The 13,300-nt window shown below is 65.9% G+C and carries 12 protein-coding genes; 5 read left to right on the top strand and 7 right to left on the bottom strand.

What is annotated here, in order from left to right; genetic code table 11:
• Window positions 1-151 precede the first annotated feature (151 nt).
• Window positions 152-2,458 (bottom strand): TonB-dependent receptor, encoded by a 2,307-nt coding sequence (locus ACMAUO_RS08575; RefSeq protein ID WP_420356498.1) that lies wholly within the window; start codon window positions 2,456-2,458, stop codon window positions 152-154.
• Between ACMAUO_RS08575 and ACMAUO_RS08570 the strand changes: the two genes are divergently transcribed.
• Complete coding sequence (locus ACMAUO_RS08570) at window positions 2,457-2,690, top strand: hypothetical protein (RefSeq protein ID WP_420356497.1); 234 nt, start codon at window positions 2,457-2,459, stop codon at window positions 2,688-2,690. The two genes, ACMAUO_RS08575 and ACMAUO_RS08570, sit on opposite strands and share 2 nt — an antisense overlap.
• Window positions 2,691-2,942: 252 nt before the next feature.
• A complete protein-coding gene (locus tag ACMAUO_RS08565) occupies window positions 2,943-4,187 on the top strand; it encodes an MFS transporter (protein ID WP_420356496.1) in 1,245 nt (414 codons plus the stop codon).
• A gap of 21 nt (window positions 4,188-4,208) precedes the next feature.
• Here the strand turns inward: ACMAUO_RS08565 and ACMAUO_RS08560 are convergent, their stop codons facing one another.
• Window positions 4,209-5,111 (bottom strand): DMT family transporter, encoded by a 903-nt coding sequence (locus ACMAUO_RS08560; protein WP_420356495.1) that lies wholly within the window; start codon window positions 5,109-5,111, stop codon window positions 4,209-4,211.
• A gap of 107 nt (window positions 5,112-5,218) precedes the next feature.
• On the opposite strand from ACMAUO_RS08560, the gene ACMAUO_RS08555 reads away from it, so the two are divergent.
• Window positions 5,219-6,673, top strand: a complete 1,455-nt coding sequence (locus ACMAUO_RS08555; protein WP_420356494.1) for an aminotransferase-like domain-containing protein — start codon at window positions 5,219-5,221, stop codon at window positions 6,671-6,673.
• 94 nt (window positions 6,674-6,767) lie between these two features.
• Here ACMAUO_RS08555 and ACMAUO_RS08550 read toward each other — a convergent pair whose 3' ends face one another.
• The gene (locus ACMAUO_RS08550) at window positions 6,768-7,688 is read right to left on the bottom strand and encodes an alpha/beta hydrolase family protein (RefSeq protein WP_420356493.1); all 921 of its coding nucleotides are present in this window, start codon (window positions 7,686-7,688) and stop codon (window positions 6,768-6,770) included.
• A gap of 237 nt (window positions 7,689-7,925) precedes the next feature.
• Here ACMAUO_RS08550 and ACMAUO_RS08545 point away from each other — a divergent pair, with 237 nt between their 5' ends.
• Entirely contained in the window at window positions 7,926-9,404 is a 1,479-nt protein-coding gene (locus tag ACMAUO_RS08545) for a peptide MFS transporter (RefSeq protein WP_420356492.1), read from the top strand.
• Here the strand turns inward: ACMAUO_RS08545 and ACMAUO_RS08540 are convergent.
• The 4 genes from ACMAUO_RS08540 to ACMAUO_RS08525 all read right to left on the bottom strand — a co-directional run bounded on the left by ACMAUO_RS08540 (window position 9,401) and on the right by ACMAUO_RS08525 (window position 12,416).
• Window positions 9,401-10,558, bottom strand: coding sequence for an iron-containing alcohol dehydrogenase (locus tag ACMAUO_RS08540; protein ID WP_420356491.1), 1,158 nt, complete (start codon window positions 10,556-10,558; stop codon window positions 9,401-9,403). The two genes, ACMAUO_RS08545 and ACMAUO_RS08540, sit on opposite strands and share 4 nt — an antisense overlap.
• Before the next feature lie 49 nt (window positions 10,559-10,607).
• Window positions 10,608-11,207 (bottom strand): TetR/AcrR family transcriptional regulator, encoded by a 600-nt coding sequence (locus ACMAUO_RS08535; protein WP_420356490.1) that lies wholly within the window; start codon window positions 11,205-11,207, stop codon window positions 10,608-10,610.
• Between the two features lie 97 nt (window positions 11,208-11,304).
• Window positions 11,305-12,024 carry an LrgB family protein gene (locus ACMAUO_RS08530; RefSeq protein WP_420356489.1) on the bottom strand — a complete coding sequence of 240 codons (720 nt, stop codon included), beginning with the start codon at window positions 12,022-12,024 and terminating at the stop codon, window positions 11,305-11,307.
• Window positions 12,021-12,416 carry a CidA/LrgA family protein gene (locus tag ACMAUO_RS08525; RefSeq protein ID WP_420356488.1) on the bottom strand — a complete coding sequence of 132 codons (396 nt, stop codon included), beginning with the start codon at window positions 12,414-12,416 and terminating at the stop codon, window positions 12,021-12,023. The genes ACMAUO_RS08530 and ACMAUO_RS08525 overlap by 4 nt, the downstream gene beginning before the upstream one ends.
• A 149-nt stretch (window positions 12,417-12,565) precedes the next feature.
• On the opposite strand from ACMAUO_RS08525, the gene ACMAUO_RS08520 reads away from it, so the two are divergent.
• Window positions 12,566-13,108 (top strand): flavin reductase family protein, encoded by a 543-nt coding sequence (locus ACMAUO_RS08520; protein WP_420356487.1) that lies wholly within the window; start codon window positions 12,566-12,568, stop codon window positions 13,106-13,108.
• Window positions 13,109-13,300 lie beyond the last annotated feature (192 nt).

Raw genomic sequence — 13,300 nt, 5'->3', positions numbered from 1 at the left:
AAAAGTCGGCCTGCCGCGTGAGAGTGCCGCGAAGCGGCACGGCCGGCGGGTATTTTCGAGCATCGGAGCGGAGCGGCCTTGATGGCCGTGAGCACCGAAGCGCAGAAAATGCCCGCCGGATCGCCGGCAGGGTGATTTTGCAAATAGTCTCCTAGAAGTTTGCGCTGACGGTACCGAAGAACTGGCGCGGGGCGCCCATCAGGAAATAATTGTAGCCGGTGTCTACGAAATTGTTGCCCAGTTCGTTGGTGGTGGCAACGTATGTCTTGTTGGCCAGATTGTAGATGTTGAAACTGGCCGTGACGCCCTTGAGGAAGCCGACCGCGCCGAAATCGTAGCGGGCGCCGAAATTGGCCAGGAAATAGCCGGGAACATGCAGGTCGTTCGTGTAGGTCAACTGGCGGCTGGACAGGTAGCTGCCATCGACATGCACCGCGAAATGGCCGATGCGGTAGCTGATGTTTCCCTTGTACATGAATTGCGGATAATTCGGCACCAGTTTGCCCCGGATCGGCTGCACTGTGCCGCCGGTGGTGACGTTCTGGTCGTAGGTCGAGTGGGCGTAGGAAAAGGAATTGTAGATCGACAATCCGTCCAGCGGACGGATGGTCACGCTGGCTTCCGCCCCGTTGGTGGTGACCCCGCCGACATTCTGCACCGCCGTGATGGGATTGATGCCCGCATGGCTGGTGATCAATTGCAGGCGGTTGGAGAAATTGATCCGGTAGAGCGAGGCCAGGGCGCTGACCAGCGGTGTGGTGAAACGGTATCCGCCCTCGTACACCCAGTCGGTTTCGGGACGCAGCGTATTCTTCGTGCTCTGGAACGCGGTCTGCGACGCGGTCCATGGCGTGGCCGAGACATTGGTGCCGTAGCCGTCTTCGGGGAAGCTGCGCATGTTGTGCGAGACGTCGAAGAACAGTTCGTTATGCGGCAGGAAGCGCCAGTTGGCCGAGAGTTGGGGCAGGAAGGCATTCGCAGCCTCCAGCCGCCCCTGCGCGACCTGGGTGCCGTTGATCGACGGGTCCTGCGTGGAGACGTTGTTGCCCGCATTGACGATCATGGATTTGAAGCCGGCATTGACCGTCAGCGTGTCCGTAACCCGGTAGGTATCCTGGAGGTGGAAGACGAAAATGTTTGACGAGAACGCTTCCTGCCACGGATGAGCGAAGATCTTGTCGCCGGGGAAGCCGTTGGTGGGGTTACCCAGCGTGCCTTCGCCGAGCAGGGGGGCTTCGGTAAAATAGCGGCCCTCGTTGAAATTTCCGTATTCGTACCAGACGCCGGCATTGATGGTGTTGCGGGCGATCGTGTAGCTCAGCGCCGTCTGGAAGCCGCCTCGGGCGACCTGCGGGGTCTGGATACGCTGGGATAGCGGCGCGCCGTTCGGTGACGGCATGTAGGGCGTGGTCCAGGTGCTGTAGCCGGTGTCGGCGTGGCCGTAGAGCGTGGTCTTCCAGTTCAGCCGGTCGGTCAGGTTCTCGTCCAGCGTCAGGCCGCCCAGGTAATCGACGCGGTTGGCCGTGCCGGCGTAATAGGCGGCGTCGAACGGGTCGTTGGTGGCCAGGAAAGAGGCGGGATAGGTGCCTTGCGCGGCCTTGTAGGCGGCTGTGTAGTCCGGATAGTAATTGGCCAGTCTGGGGCCGACGGTGTGCAGATAGTTCGTCGTCATGTCCTGATAGTCGAATTGCTGCGTCGAACTCCAGTCGAAGAACAGCTTGAGCGACGAATTGCGGGCCAACGGCTGGACCAGCTTGGCGTTGACCTGATCGGAATAATCGTAGCCGCCGCCTTTCCACAGATTCATGTTGGTGCGCGCATAGGCGACGTAGAAGCGGGTGCCGGTCCTGTTGAGGTCGCCGCTTTCCAGCCGGATAGAGGTGCGCATGGCGGAATTGCTGCCGAAGGTCTGGCTGACGGTGCCGCCGCGCGTGTGGGACGGGTCGATGGAATGGATCTGGATGGCGCCGCCGAGATTGCTGGTGGATGCGACGTCGATCGCGCCCGCGCCCTGCGAGACGTCGACGCCGCCGACAATGTCGGAAATGATCGAGCGGGTCACGCTGAGGCCGTTGTAATTGTTGAACTGCTGGTCGCCCAGCGGAATGTCGTCCAGCGTGAAGCCGAGCTGCGACTGGCTGAAGCCGCGCATGAAGATCTGGCTGGAATATTCATAGGCGCCGAACGGGTCGGCCGACTGGTACACGACGCCGGGAAGCTGGCTGAGCACCTTGAGCGGCGAGGTGCCGGGCACGCTCTGCCGCATCATGGCGCGGGTGATGCTTGTCATCTGCCGGGTGGAGCCGTGGCCGAAGACCGCGATCTCCTCATTTCCGGGGGGCGGAGGGGGGCGCTTGGTGGCGGCCTTTTGCGCGTGTGCCGCCGGGTGCCGGGTCGCGGCATGGGGGGGCGTGTCGGCGGCGTGCGGGGCATGGCCCGGCAGGAGGGCCGGAAGCATGATCACGCCGCTCAGGATCGTGGAACGTGCGAGCTTCTGTCGGGTCATCATGAGGCTGCTCTCTTTGCAAGGCGAAAATATCGTGATTCTCTGCGTTGCCGATGAAACGCGCGACGCCGTGGCGACGATCCGGCCGGACGCCCTGACAGTCGCATTGTGCCCTGGAGGTGTCGCACAAACAGCACAGCAGAGGCCGCGCGGATCGCGCGGAAAGATTCAGAGCCTGACCTGAAATGTGGGCTGGCGAGCGAGAGCGGCCCGGAACGGGCCGCGCCCGGCGTGTGTTTCCGAGCATCGGAGCGGAGCGGCCTTGATGGCCGCCCGCCGCGAAGCACAGGAAACACGCGTCGGATCGCCGCCAGCCCGCATTTCAGGTCAGGCTTTCAGGGGAAGAGGCGCTTTATCGGTCGCTATGTGCTTTCTGTTCGATGGGCGGCACTGACGACCGGAAATCATCATGCTTTAAGAGGGAATTTTTATCTTCATGCGGCTTTCCGATCGGCGCACGCGCCAGCGCATCACGCTTCTTCTGCTCGTTGGTGCCGGCTGCGTCAATTATGTCGATCGGGCGACCCTTTCCATCGGCAATACCGCGATCATGGCGGAGATGCATCTGTCCTACGCCACGATGGGCTGGCTGCTCTCGGCGCTGGACTGGAGCTACATGGTCAGCCAGGTGCCGATGGGGCTGCTGGCGGACCGGCTGGGTGGGCGGGCGTTTCTGGGCGCCGCGCTGCTGCTGTGCTCCTTCGCCGAGATCGGTTTTGGACTGGTCGGCGGTGCCGCAAGTATTTTCTGGACCCGCGCGCTGCTGGGCATGGGCGAGGCGCCGCTGTTCCTGGCCGGGACGCGGGTGCTGGTGCATTGGTATGCGGCGGAAGAGCGGGGTGGCGCGATCGGGCTGTTCAATGGCTCCGCCTCGCTGGGGCCGGCGCTGGCGCCGCCGCTGCTGCTGGCGGTGATGGCGTGGTGGGGGTGGCGCGACATGTCGGTGGTGGGCGGTGTGGTCAACCTGCTGCTGGCCATCGGCTGGATCGTCTATTATCGCGATCCGCTGCCCGGCGAGTCCGCCGCCGAGCCGGCGCGGGTGCATCATGAGAAGGCGCCTGTACGGTCTGCGCTGCGGGAGGATCTGGGTTATCTGCTGCGGCGGCGCGATACCTGGGCGGCGACGGCGGGGTTTACCGGGGTCGTGTATCTGAGTTCGCTCTACATCACCTGGTTGCCGGCGTGGCTGGAGAAGACGGAGAGCCTGTCGGAGATTCAGGCCGGGCTGCTGTCGGCCTTTCCGCAGATCTTCAGCTTTGCGGGCTGTCTGGGTGGGGGGAAGCTGGTCGATATGGTCAGCCGGCGTGGGGTGGCGCCGCTGGCGGCCTGTCGGCGGACCGTCGTGCTGTCCATGCTGGCCTGTGCGGTGCTGACCGCCCTGCTCGCCCTGCAACCGGCGCGCGTGGCGGCGCTGAGCCTGCTGGCGCTGGCGCTGTTTGCCAACGGGGTGGCGGTGAGCTGCGGCTGGACGCTGGGCACGCTGATCACCACCGAGGACCGCGTGGCGACGCTGGAGGCGATCCAGAATACCGGTGCCTCGCTGGGGGGCGCGATGGCGCCCATCCTGACCGGCATTCTGGCCACGCGACTGGGATCGTTCGGTCCCGCCTTTCTGCTGGCCGGCGGCATCGGGTTACTGAGCACCGCGATCTACCACCGAGGCTTCACGACCAGTCGATAAAAACAAATGGTTTCCAAAGGCTCAGCCTTTGGCGGGGCGCGGGGCAGAGCCCCGTAAGGCGGGCGAGAAATGCCGTGCGCCGACCACGCAGAACACAACCCCCAGCGCGGTAAGCACGAGCTGGCCGCTGACCGGCTCGTGCAGCACCAGATAGGCGAGGAAGAAGGCGAGGAAGGGCTGGAGAAGCTGCAACTGCCCCACCGCCGCGATGCCGCCCAGGGCCAGCCCGCGATACCAGAAGATGAAGCCCAGAAACATCGAGAACAGCGCGACATAGGCCAGCCCCAGCCACGCGGATGGGGCGATGCCGGCCCAATGGGCGGGGGCGGTGATCACCCCGCCGGCCACCGAGACCGGCAGGGCCACGACCAGTGCCCAGCAGATGACGCGCAGGCCGCCCATGGTGCGGGACAGGCGGCCGCCCTCGGCGTAGCCCAGCCCGCAGATGATGACGGACAGGATCATGGTGAGATCCGCGCCGTATGACCCTGCCCCGCCCCGGCGGGCGGCGAAGCCGCAGACCAGGGCCGCGCCGGCGACCGACCAGGCCCAGAAGGCGGGGGATGGGCGCTCGCCCCCGCGCAGCACGCCGAAGCTGGCGGTGGCCAGCGGCAGCAGGCCGAGAAAGAGGATGGAGCGGGTGGAGGGCATGGCCTGCAACGCCAGGGCGCTGAGCAGCGGGAAGCCGAGCACCACGCAGAGCGCGACGACGGCCAGGGCGAGCAGGTCGCGCGGCGCGGGGATATCGGCCCGGCATCGCCACAGGCACAGCGCCCCGAGGAGCCCGGCCAGTGCGGCGCGGGCGGCGGTGAGAAACAGCGGGTCGAACCCCGCGATCGCCAGTTTGGTGGCCGGCATCGAGCCGCTGAAGATCGCCATGCCGATCAGGCCCGCGATCCAGCCTTCCGTTGTTCTGTCCTGCATTGGTCCGTCCTTTGCGTGCCGGTTCGTGATGCGGGACGCGGCGGCGGGTTTCCAGATACGGTCAGGTACAATTACACTGAACTGTATTGTTCAGGAGACCGGTACGGATGGACGGGCAGCAGACGGACGGCACGCGGGTGGCGCAGGTGATGGGGCTGGTGCGGCACCGGATCGAGCGGCGGCTGCTGACGCCGGGGGCGCGGGTGCCCTCGATCCGCGCCATGGCGGAGGCGGCGGGGGTGTCGAAATCCACCGTGGTCGAAGCCTATGACCGGCTGCATGCCGAAGGGGTTATCCGCTCGCGCCCCGGTGCCGGCTTTTATGTGGCGGCGCCGCTGGCCCCGCTGTCGCTGGATGTGCCGTTGTCGGAGGGGGCGCGGATGGTCGATCCGATCGGCATGTTGCGGGCGTCGCTGGAGCAGGACCCGGCGGCGCTGTCGCCCGGCTGCGGCTGGCTGCCGGCCGACTGGATGCCGGAGGACCTGGTGCGGCGGGCGCTGCGGGCCGTGGCGCGGGATGGGGCGGCCGAGACGCTGTTCGATTACGACAGCCCGCTGGGGCATGCGCCGATCCGCGCCTATGTGGCGCGGCGGATGGCGGAGCAGGATATCGGCGTTTCGCCCGCGCAGATCCTGACGGCGGATTCCGGGTCGCACGCGCTGGACCTGATCTGCCGCTTCCTGCTGCGGCCGGGTGACACCGTGATGGTGGATGATCCGTGCTATTTCAATTTTCTGGCGCTGCTGCGGGCGCATCAGGTGCGGGTGGTCGGTGTGCCTTATCTGGCCGATGGGCCGGATGTTGCCGCCTTCGACCGTGTGGCGGCGGCGTGCCGGCCGCGCCTGTATATTACCAATGCCGCCATTCATAATCCGACGGGTGCCGTTCTTTCGCCCGTGGTGGCGCACCGGGTGCTGCGGCTGGCGGAGGCGCATGACATCATCGTGGTGGAAGACGACATCTTCGCCGATTTCGAGGAGACGCCCGCCGCGCGCCTGGCCACCTTCGACGGGCTGGAGCGGGTGGTGCGGATCGGCAGTTTTTCCAAGACGGTTTCGGCCTCGTTCCGCTGTGGCTACATCGCCGTGCGGCCGGACTGGGTGGAGGGGCTGGTTGATCTGCGCGTGGCCAGCGGCATTGCCTCGGGGCGGCTGGCGGCCGGGATCTGCCATGCCGTGCTGACCGATGGCGGCTACCGGCGGCATGTGGCGCAGATCCGCACCCGGCTGGACCAGTGCCGGGCGCGGGTGCTGCCACGACTGAAGCGACTGGGATTGAGGCCGACTGTGGAGCCGGAGTCCGGCCCGTTTCTGTGGTGTCGGCTGCCGGAGGGGCTGGAGGCGACCGATGTTGCACGGCGCGCGCTGGCGCGTGGGGTGATCCTGGCGCCGGGGAATCTGTTCAGCGCCGATGGGATTGCCGCCGATTGCCTGCGGTTCAACGTGGCGCGGATGGAGGACGAGGTGGTTTATCGGGTGTTGGCGGAGGCGGTGGGAAGGCCAGGGTTCCACCCTGGACCCGCCAAAGGCGGTGCCTTTGGAAACCCATTTATTGATGGGTAGAGTCCTGTCCTCAGAGTCCGTCCAAGATCATGCTTTATGACAGAGTCTTCGGAGCATCATCCGGACTGATGCCGATTGACGGAAGGCATGGCAGTTACGCTTGTGGCTGCTCCTGCATCGTCCGGTGCAGGAAGGCGCCGATCTCCTCCGCCATGACGCGTTGAAAGGCGGTGCGGTCGAAGCCCGGTGGGTCCTGCGAGGGCGGAAAATCCGGGCGGACCATGTTCGCGGGGAAGGGGCTGAGAAACGAAAAATGCCCCGCGCCGGGCACGCAGTGGTTATCGACCAGCGCCGGATCGGGTACGCCCTGCATCACGATATCGGCCAGTGCCGGCGGAGTGACGTCATCTTCGGCGGCTGTGCGCATCAGGATCGGGCAGCGGATTGCCGACAGGGCGCCAGGAGCGCGGAACCACCCGGTGGCCGGTGCCAGCAGCACCAGCGCATGTACGCGCCGGTCGTGTGTGACCGCGATGCGGCGCGGTGGGTCGTCGGGGCTGCGGCCGCCGCTCCAGGGCTGGCCGCCCGCTGCCGCCAGCACCGTGTAGGTGCCCAGGGAATGGCCGATCAGTGCCACGCGCTCGGGCCGCAGGGCTGGACCCACCACCGGGTCGGCAAAGGCAGCGGCGATGCTCAGGCAGACATGGCGGGGGCGGTTTTCCAGATTGGCGAGGGTGCGGGCCAGCGCGTCGTCGTTCAGGCTGTTGCCGGGGTGCTTCGGCATGGCGATCACGAAGCCGCGCGCGGCCAGGGCCATTGCCAGATCGCGATAGACCCAGGGCGACCCGCCATTGCCGTGGGAGAGCACGATCAGTGGGCGGTCGTGCCCCTCTACCGCGCCTTCGGCGAGGGGTAAGTGGTAGGGGCCGAAGCGGCGCGGGTGCGGTATGCCGGTGGTGGGATAGAGGATCGCCAGGGGGATCTCCGCATCCTGCACCCCGTCATGGATCGTCAGGCCGCGATAGCCCACCGCATGCCGGGCGGCGCCCTGTGCGTCGGCTTGGCTCTGTTCCATCCCTGATCCTTTCCCTTCGTGCCATGGGGCCGATCCGGCCTGTCGTGCCGGCGGGCGCCAACATGCCGAGATCGGGCGGGGCAAGCCAGTGGCCGTGGTGCATTGCCTGCGTTCCCGCGCCGAATGGGTGCGTCACGCTTCCGCCCGCCTGCGAAACGTTTACGCTTGTCCGGCTGGACGAACAGTCTATTGGAAACAGGAATCTATAACCCGCTTTGGTCATCCGTCAGGAAACTCATGCCGTCTGAACTTTCGTCCGTTTCGTCGCGGCCCACGCGGTCTTCGTCCTTCGCTGTCGTGGTTGCGATCGAATTGTGGGAGCGGTTCGGTTACTACGGCATGCAGGCCGTGCTGTTGTTGTTCATGGTGCGGCAGCTCGGAATGGCGGATGCGCGGGCCAATCTGCTGATGGGGGCCTTCGCGGCCATGGCCTATGCCCTGCCGGTGGTCGGCGGCTGGCTGGGCGATCGGGTGCTGGGGTCGCGCCGGGCGATGCTGCTTGGGGCCATCTGCATGATGGGCGGTTATGCCACGCTGGCGGTGGCGACGGTCCATGTCGGGCTGATGACGGTGGCCATGGCGCTGATCGCGACGGGCAACGGGTTCTTCAAGCCCAATGCCGCCAATCTGGTTCGTCGGATTTATGAGGGCGACGATGCGGCGCTCGATTCCGCGTTCACGCTCTATTACATGGCCGTCAATGTCGGTTCGACCGCGTCGATCCTGCTGACGCCCCTGTTGCAGGACCATTTCGGCCCGGCCGTGTCGTTTGCCACCTGTTCCGCCGGGCTTCTGTTGGGTCTGTGCGTCTATACCGCCCTGCGCGGCCGGCTGCGCCATGTTGGCTCGGCCCCCGATTTCCTGCCGTTGGCTGCGGGGCCGGTGGTCTCTCTGCTGTTGGGCATCGTGGCGGCCATTGTGGGGCTGCATCTGATTCTGGATCGCCCCGCCCTGGCACGGGATTGCGTGTGGCTGGCCGCGCTGGCGGTTATGGCGATGTGGACGGTGATCTATCGTCGTGCCGCGCCGGCACAGCGGCCGGGGTTGCGGATGGCCTACATGCTCTCGATCCAGGGCATGCTCTATTTCGTGTTCTACCAGCAGATGGCGACCTCGCTGACCCTGTTCGCCTTGCGCGCGGTGCGTGGTGATGTGACGCTGGGCGGGGTGACGCTGTTTCACATGTCGGCCGGCCAGTTCCAGGCCCTAAACCCGATCTGGATCATGGGTGCCAGCCCGATCCTGGCCTTTCTCTATCGGCGCCTTGCCCTACAGGGGCGTGACCTGCCGATCGCGCGGAAATTCGTCGTGGGCTACAGCCTGGTGACGCTGGCCTTCGTGATCTGGTGGCTGGGCGCGCGCTCGGGCGGGACGGGACTGGTGTCGCCCTGGTTCATGATCGCGGCCTATGGCGCCCTGGCCGTGGGCGAATTGCTGGTCGGCGGGCTGGGGCTGGCGGTGATTGCGCGCTATGTGCCCGCCGCGATGGGCGGATTCATGATGGGGTCGTATCTGCTGTCGATGGGTGTTGCGATGTATGTGGGCAGCATGGTCGCCAACCTGGCGGCCGGTGCCCCCGCGCAGCCTGCGGCGGGGGCTGAGGCGTATGCCGGCCTGTTTCTGACCCTGGCCGTTGCCGCCGGTCTGATCACGATCCTGTTCGCGGCGCTGCTACCGCTGACGCGGCGGTGGGACCGTGAGCACGTGGGGGGCTAGAGGCTGGCTTCCAGCACGCGGCGGCTGACCTCCAGCGTGACGTCCTGGTGTTCGCCCAGGGCGGTCATGCCGTGCTGTTCGAGCTGGCCGATCACGCCGTCGATCGTCTCGGTGCCCAGACCGTAGGCGGACAGGCGGGTGGGGATGTCCAGGCTTTCGAAGAACGTGCGCGTGCGTTCGATCGCGCCCTCGATCCGTTCGTCCTCGGTGCCGTCGCGCAGGTTCCAGACCCGTTCGGCATATTGCAGCAGCTTGCCGCGCTTGGCCTCCTTGCGGACCCGCAGCATGGACGGCAGGACGATGGCCAGGGTGCGGGCGTGGTCGATATCGTGGCGGGCCGTCAGTTCGTGGCCGATCATGTGCGTTGCCCAGTCCTGCGGCACGCCGGCGCCGATCAGGCCGTTCAGCGCCAGGGTCGCGATCCACATCAGGTTCGCGCGCAGGTCGTAGTCATGGGGGCTGGCGATGACCTTCGGCCCGATTTCGACGAGGCTCAGCAGCAGCCCTTCGGCGAAACGGTCCTGCGCCATGCCGCCGGCCGGGTAGGTCAGATATTGTTCCATGATATGGGTGAAGGCATCGGCCACGCCGTTGGCGACCTGCCGGACCGGCAGGGTGTAGGTCCTGGTCGGGTCCAGCACCGAGAAGCGCGGGAAGACATGAGGACTGCCGAAGGCGAGCTTCTCTTTCGTCTCGGTGCGGGAAATGACGCTGAAGCTGTTCATTTCCGACCCGGTGGCCGGCAGCGTCAGGACGCTGCCGAACGGCAGGGCTTCGGTGACGTCTGCGCCATGGGTGCGCAGGATGTCCCACGCGTCGCCTTTGTAATTGACGGCCGCGGCAACGAATTTCGTGCCGTCGATCACCGATCCGCCGCCGACCGCCAGCAGGAAATCCAGCCCGTCCGCACGGATGGTCGCGACCGCGCGCATCAGGGTCTCGTAGGTGGGGTTGGCTTCGATGCCGCCGAATTCGCGCACCGTGCGCGCGCCGAGGGCGGCGCGGACTTCGGCCAGCGTGCCGTTCTTCTCGGCGCTGGAGCCGCCATACAGGATCAGGACGCGCGCTTCGGCCGGAACATGGTCGGCAAGCTGGGCGATGGTGTCCTTGCCGAAGATGATCCGGGTGGGGTTGTAGAATTCGAAATTCTGCATGGTGTCTCCTTGCCGCCGGGCCGGGCAGTCGGTTCGGCGGAACGTCGGGTCAGGCGGGCAGGCCGAGCATCCGGCGGGTGGTCGTCATGGCGGCGTCGAACGGGTGACGGTCGCGGGTGAATTTTGCCAGCAGCGTCGCACCCAGCCAGAGCTGGTAGAGGGACGCCGCCAGCGGGCGGGCATCCTGCGTTACGGGCAGTGAGCCGTCCTGCTGGCCGGCCGCGATGAAGCGGGCCAGCCGGTCGACGACGGCGGTGGCGCCGCCCTGCAGGATCAGGCGCATCCGCTCGGACAGGTCGCAGACCTCGGCGCCGAGCTTTACGGCCAGGCAATGGTCGTGGACCGTGCCGGCCACATGGGCGTCGCGCCATTGTGCCCAGTAGGTCATGAAACGCTGGCCGGCGGTGCCGTCCTGCTGGTCCAGCAGCGCGTCGATGCGGGCGAGGTAGGTTGTGAAATACTGCTCCAGCAGCGCCTCGCCGAAGGCCTCCTTCGAAGCGAAGTAATGATAGAACGAACCTTTGGGGATCTCTGCCGCGACGAGGATCTCGTTCAGCCCGACCGCCGAGAAGCCCTTGCTGCCGATGATCGGCCGCGCCGTATCCAGGATATGGCGGCGGACATCGGGATGGACGGAGGCTGCGTTCATAACGGGAGGTTATCCGGGATTAGACCGGTCGTCTAGTGGGTTGTCGCTCCGTGAACTGCGCGCTGGATTGGTGCCGGCGCGCAGTTCGGGCCGGGCTTCAATGCCACAGAGTGGCCAGCAGCGGGACCAGTACGGCGGTCAGCAGGGCGTTCAGCCCGATGCCGAGCGCGGCGAAGGCGGCCCCGACTTCGTCGAGGGCCGCGACCTGGGCGGCGGCGATACCGCTGCCGGCGACGCCGGCGGCCAGGCCGTGTGCCCGCCAGTCGGCGATCTGGAAACGCACCAGCATGTGCCGGCCGATGATCGCCGCCAGGATGCCGCCCAGGATCGCCAGGGACGCAGTGAGGGCGGGCACGCCGCCGATCTGGTCGGATACCGCCATGGCGATCGGCGTGGTGACGGCCTTGGGAGCCATGGACAGCGCGACGCTGCGCGAGCCGCCCAGCAGCCAGACGAGGCCCACGCCGCTGAGGACCGACGTGAGCGAGCCGGCCAGCAGGGCAAGGCCGATGCTGGAGAGGTGGCGGCGGACCAGTGCGAAATTCTCGGCCAGTGGCACGGCCAGTGCCACCGTGACCGGGCCCAGCAGGAAATGGATGAACTGCGCGCCGGCGAAATAGGTATCGTAGGACGTATCGGTGCCGAGCAGGGTGGCCCCCACGATCAGGATCGCGATCATCACCGGGCTGGCGAAGGGCGACCCCCCGCATGCTTTCTGGATCTGGCGGCCGATGACATAGGCCGCCAGCGTGACCACCAGCCACAGCAGCGGGGTGGCGGAAAGTGGCGTCCAGAGATGATGAAGGGCGGCGTTCATGACGCGCCTCCTTCACTGTCGGTGGAATTGACGGGCGCGCGCGGGAGGGTCCAGTGCATGACCAGCGCGGTTGCCATGAGGCTGAGGATGGTCGAACCGGCCACGGCGACGATGATCGGCAGCCATTCCTTGCGGATTACCCCGGCCTCGGCGATGATTCCGACGCCGGCGGGCACGAACAGCAGGCCCATATTGGCGATCAATCCTTCGGCCGCCGGCTTCAGCGGCGCGGGGGTGATGTCACTGCCGGTGCGCTTCGCCCGGATGCCGAGTGCCAGGGCCAGCAGGAACATGCCGATAACCGGACCGGGGATCGGGAAGTGAAATGTGGCGCGCAGCAATTCGCCCAGAAGCTGGCATCCGACAAGAATGAGCATTGCCGACGTCATCATGGTCTCCATTGATGCTGGTCCCCTCACGGGAGGACCGGTCCCGCAGGGGATAACAACATGATCGCGAAAATGCGACAGCGGAGACCGCCGCATGTCGCATCGGGCGAGGGAAAGCGTGCTATCGTTCGGCGCGCAGGGGGATGTCGGCCATGGATGATCTGCCGATCAGCAAGGCGTTCACGCTGCTGGAGCCGGGACCGGTGGTGCTGGTGACCACCCATGACGGCCGCCGGGACAATGTGATGACCATTTCCTGGACCATGGTGCTGGATTTCTCCGCCTCCTTCGCCCTGACCACAGGGCCGTGGAATTATTCCTTCGCGGCCTTGCAGCGCACGAAGGAATGCGTGATCGCGATCCCGACGGTGGACATGATCGATACCGTCGTGGGGATCGGGACCTGTTCCGGCCAGGATACCGACAAGTTCGCGAAATTCGGCCTGGTGCGTGAAAAGGCCCGGCATGTCCGCGCGCCGCTGATCGGGCAATGCCTGGCACATATCGAATGCCGGGTGGTCGATTTCATCGAACGCTACAGCATCGTGGTATTGGAAGGCGTGGCAGCCCATGCCGATGCCGGGCGGCGGGAGCGGCGGATGATCCATGCGATCGGTGATGGCAGCTTCGTCGTGGATGGACGCAGGATCGACCGGCGGGAGATGATGCGGTCGAAGTTGCCTGATGGCGTTTGAAGAATCTTCTTTTTCTGAAGAAAAAGAAGCAAAAAGACTTATGATCTGTTCGGGGGTATTGCGTGCTCTCGGCACAAGGTACCTGACCGAATGAAAGTTTTTTGGTTCTTTTTTCAAAAAGAACAGAAAATAACTGACATGTCCCGACCACTGGAATTTTTGACAATCCGCGTCCGGTTCGATGCTGGGGCC

Source organism: Gluconacetobacter brunescens (assembly GCF_048695475.1).
Lineage (GTDB): Bacteria > Pseudomonadota > Alphaproteobacteria > Acetobacterales > Acetobacteraceae > Gluconacetobacter.
This window is presented reverse-complemented; position numbering and strand designations above follow the sequence as displayed.

Coding starts and splice junctions, on each gene's coding strand:
- ACMAUO_RS08570 (WP_420356497.1), top strand. CDS start 2,457: ATGATCACGCCGCTCAGGATCGTGGAACGTGCGAGCTTCTGTCGGGTC.
- ACMAUO_RS08575 (WP_420356498.1), bottom strand. CDS start 2,458: ATGCTTCCGGCCCTCCTGCCGGGCCATGCCCCGCACGCCGCCGACACG.
- ACMAUO_RS08565 (WP_420356496.1), top strand. CDS start 2,943: ATGCGGCTTTCCGATCGGCGCACGCGCCAGCGCATCACGCTTCTTCTG.
- ACMAUO_RS08560 (WP_420356495.1), bottom strand. CDS start 5,111: ATGCAGGACAGAACAACGGAAGGCTGGATCGCGGGCCTGATCGGCATG.
- ACMAUO_RS08555 (WP_420356494.1), top strand. CDS start 5,219: ATGGACGGGCAGCAGACGGACGGCACGCGGGTGGCGCAGGTGATGGGG.
- ACMAUO_RS08550 (WP_420356493.1), bottom strand. CDS start 7,688: ATGGAACAGAGCCAAGCCGACGCACAGGGCGCCGCCCGGCATGCGGTG.
- ACMAUO_RS08545 (WP_420356492.1), top strand. CDS start 7,926: ATGCCGTCTGAACTTTCGTCCGTTTCGTCGCGGCCCACGCGGTCTTCG.
- ACMAUO_RS08540 (WP_420356491.1), bottom strand. CDS start 10,558: ATGCAGAATTTCGAATTCTACAACCCCACCCGGATCATCTTCGGCAAG.
- ACMAUO_RS08535 (WP_420356490.1), bottom strand. CDS start 11,207: ATGAACGCAGCCTCCGTCCATCCCGATGTCCGCCGCCATATCCTGGAT.
- ACMAUO_RS08530 (WP_420356489.1), bottom strand. CDS start 12,024: ATGAACGCCGCCCTTCATCATCTCTGGACGCCACTTTCCGCCACCCCG.
- ACMAUO_RS08525 (WP_420356488.1), bottom strand. CDS start 12,416: ATGATGACGTCGGCAATGCTCATTCTTGTCGGATGCCAGCTTCTGGGC.
- ACMAUO_RS08520 (WP_420356487.1), top strand. CDS start 12,566: ATGGATGATCTGCCGATCAGCAAGGCGTTCACGCTGCTGGAGCCGGGA.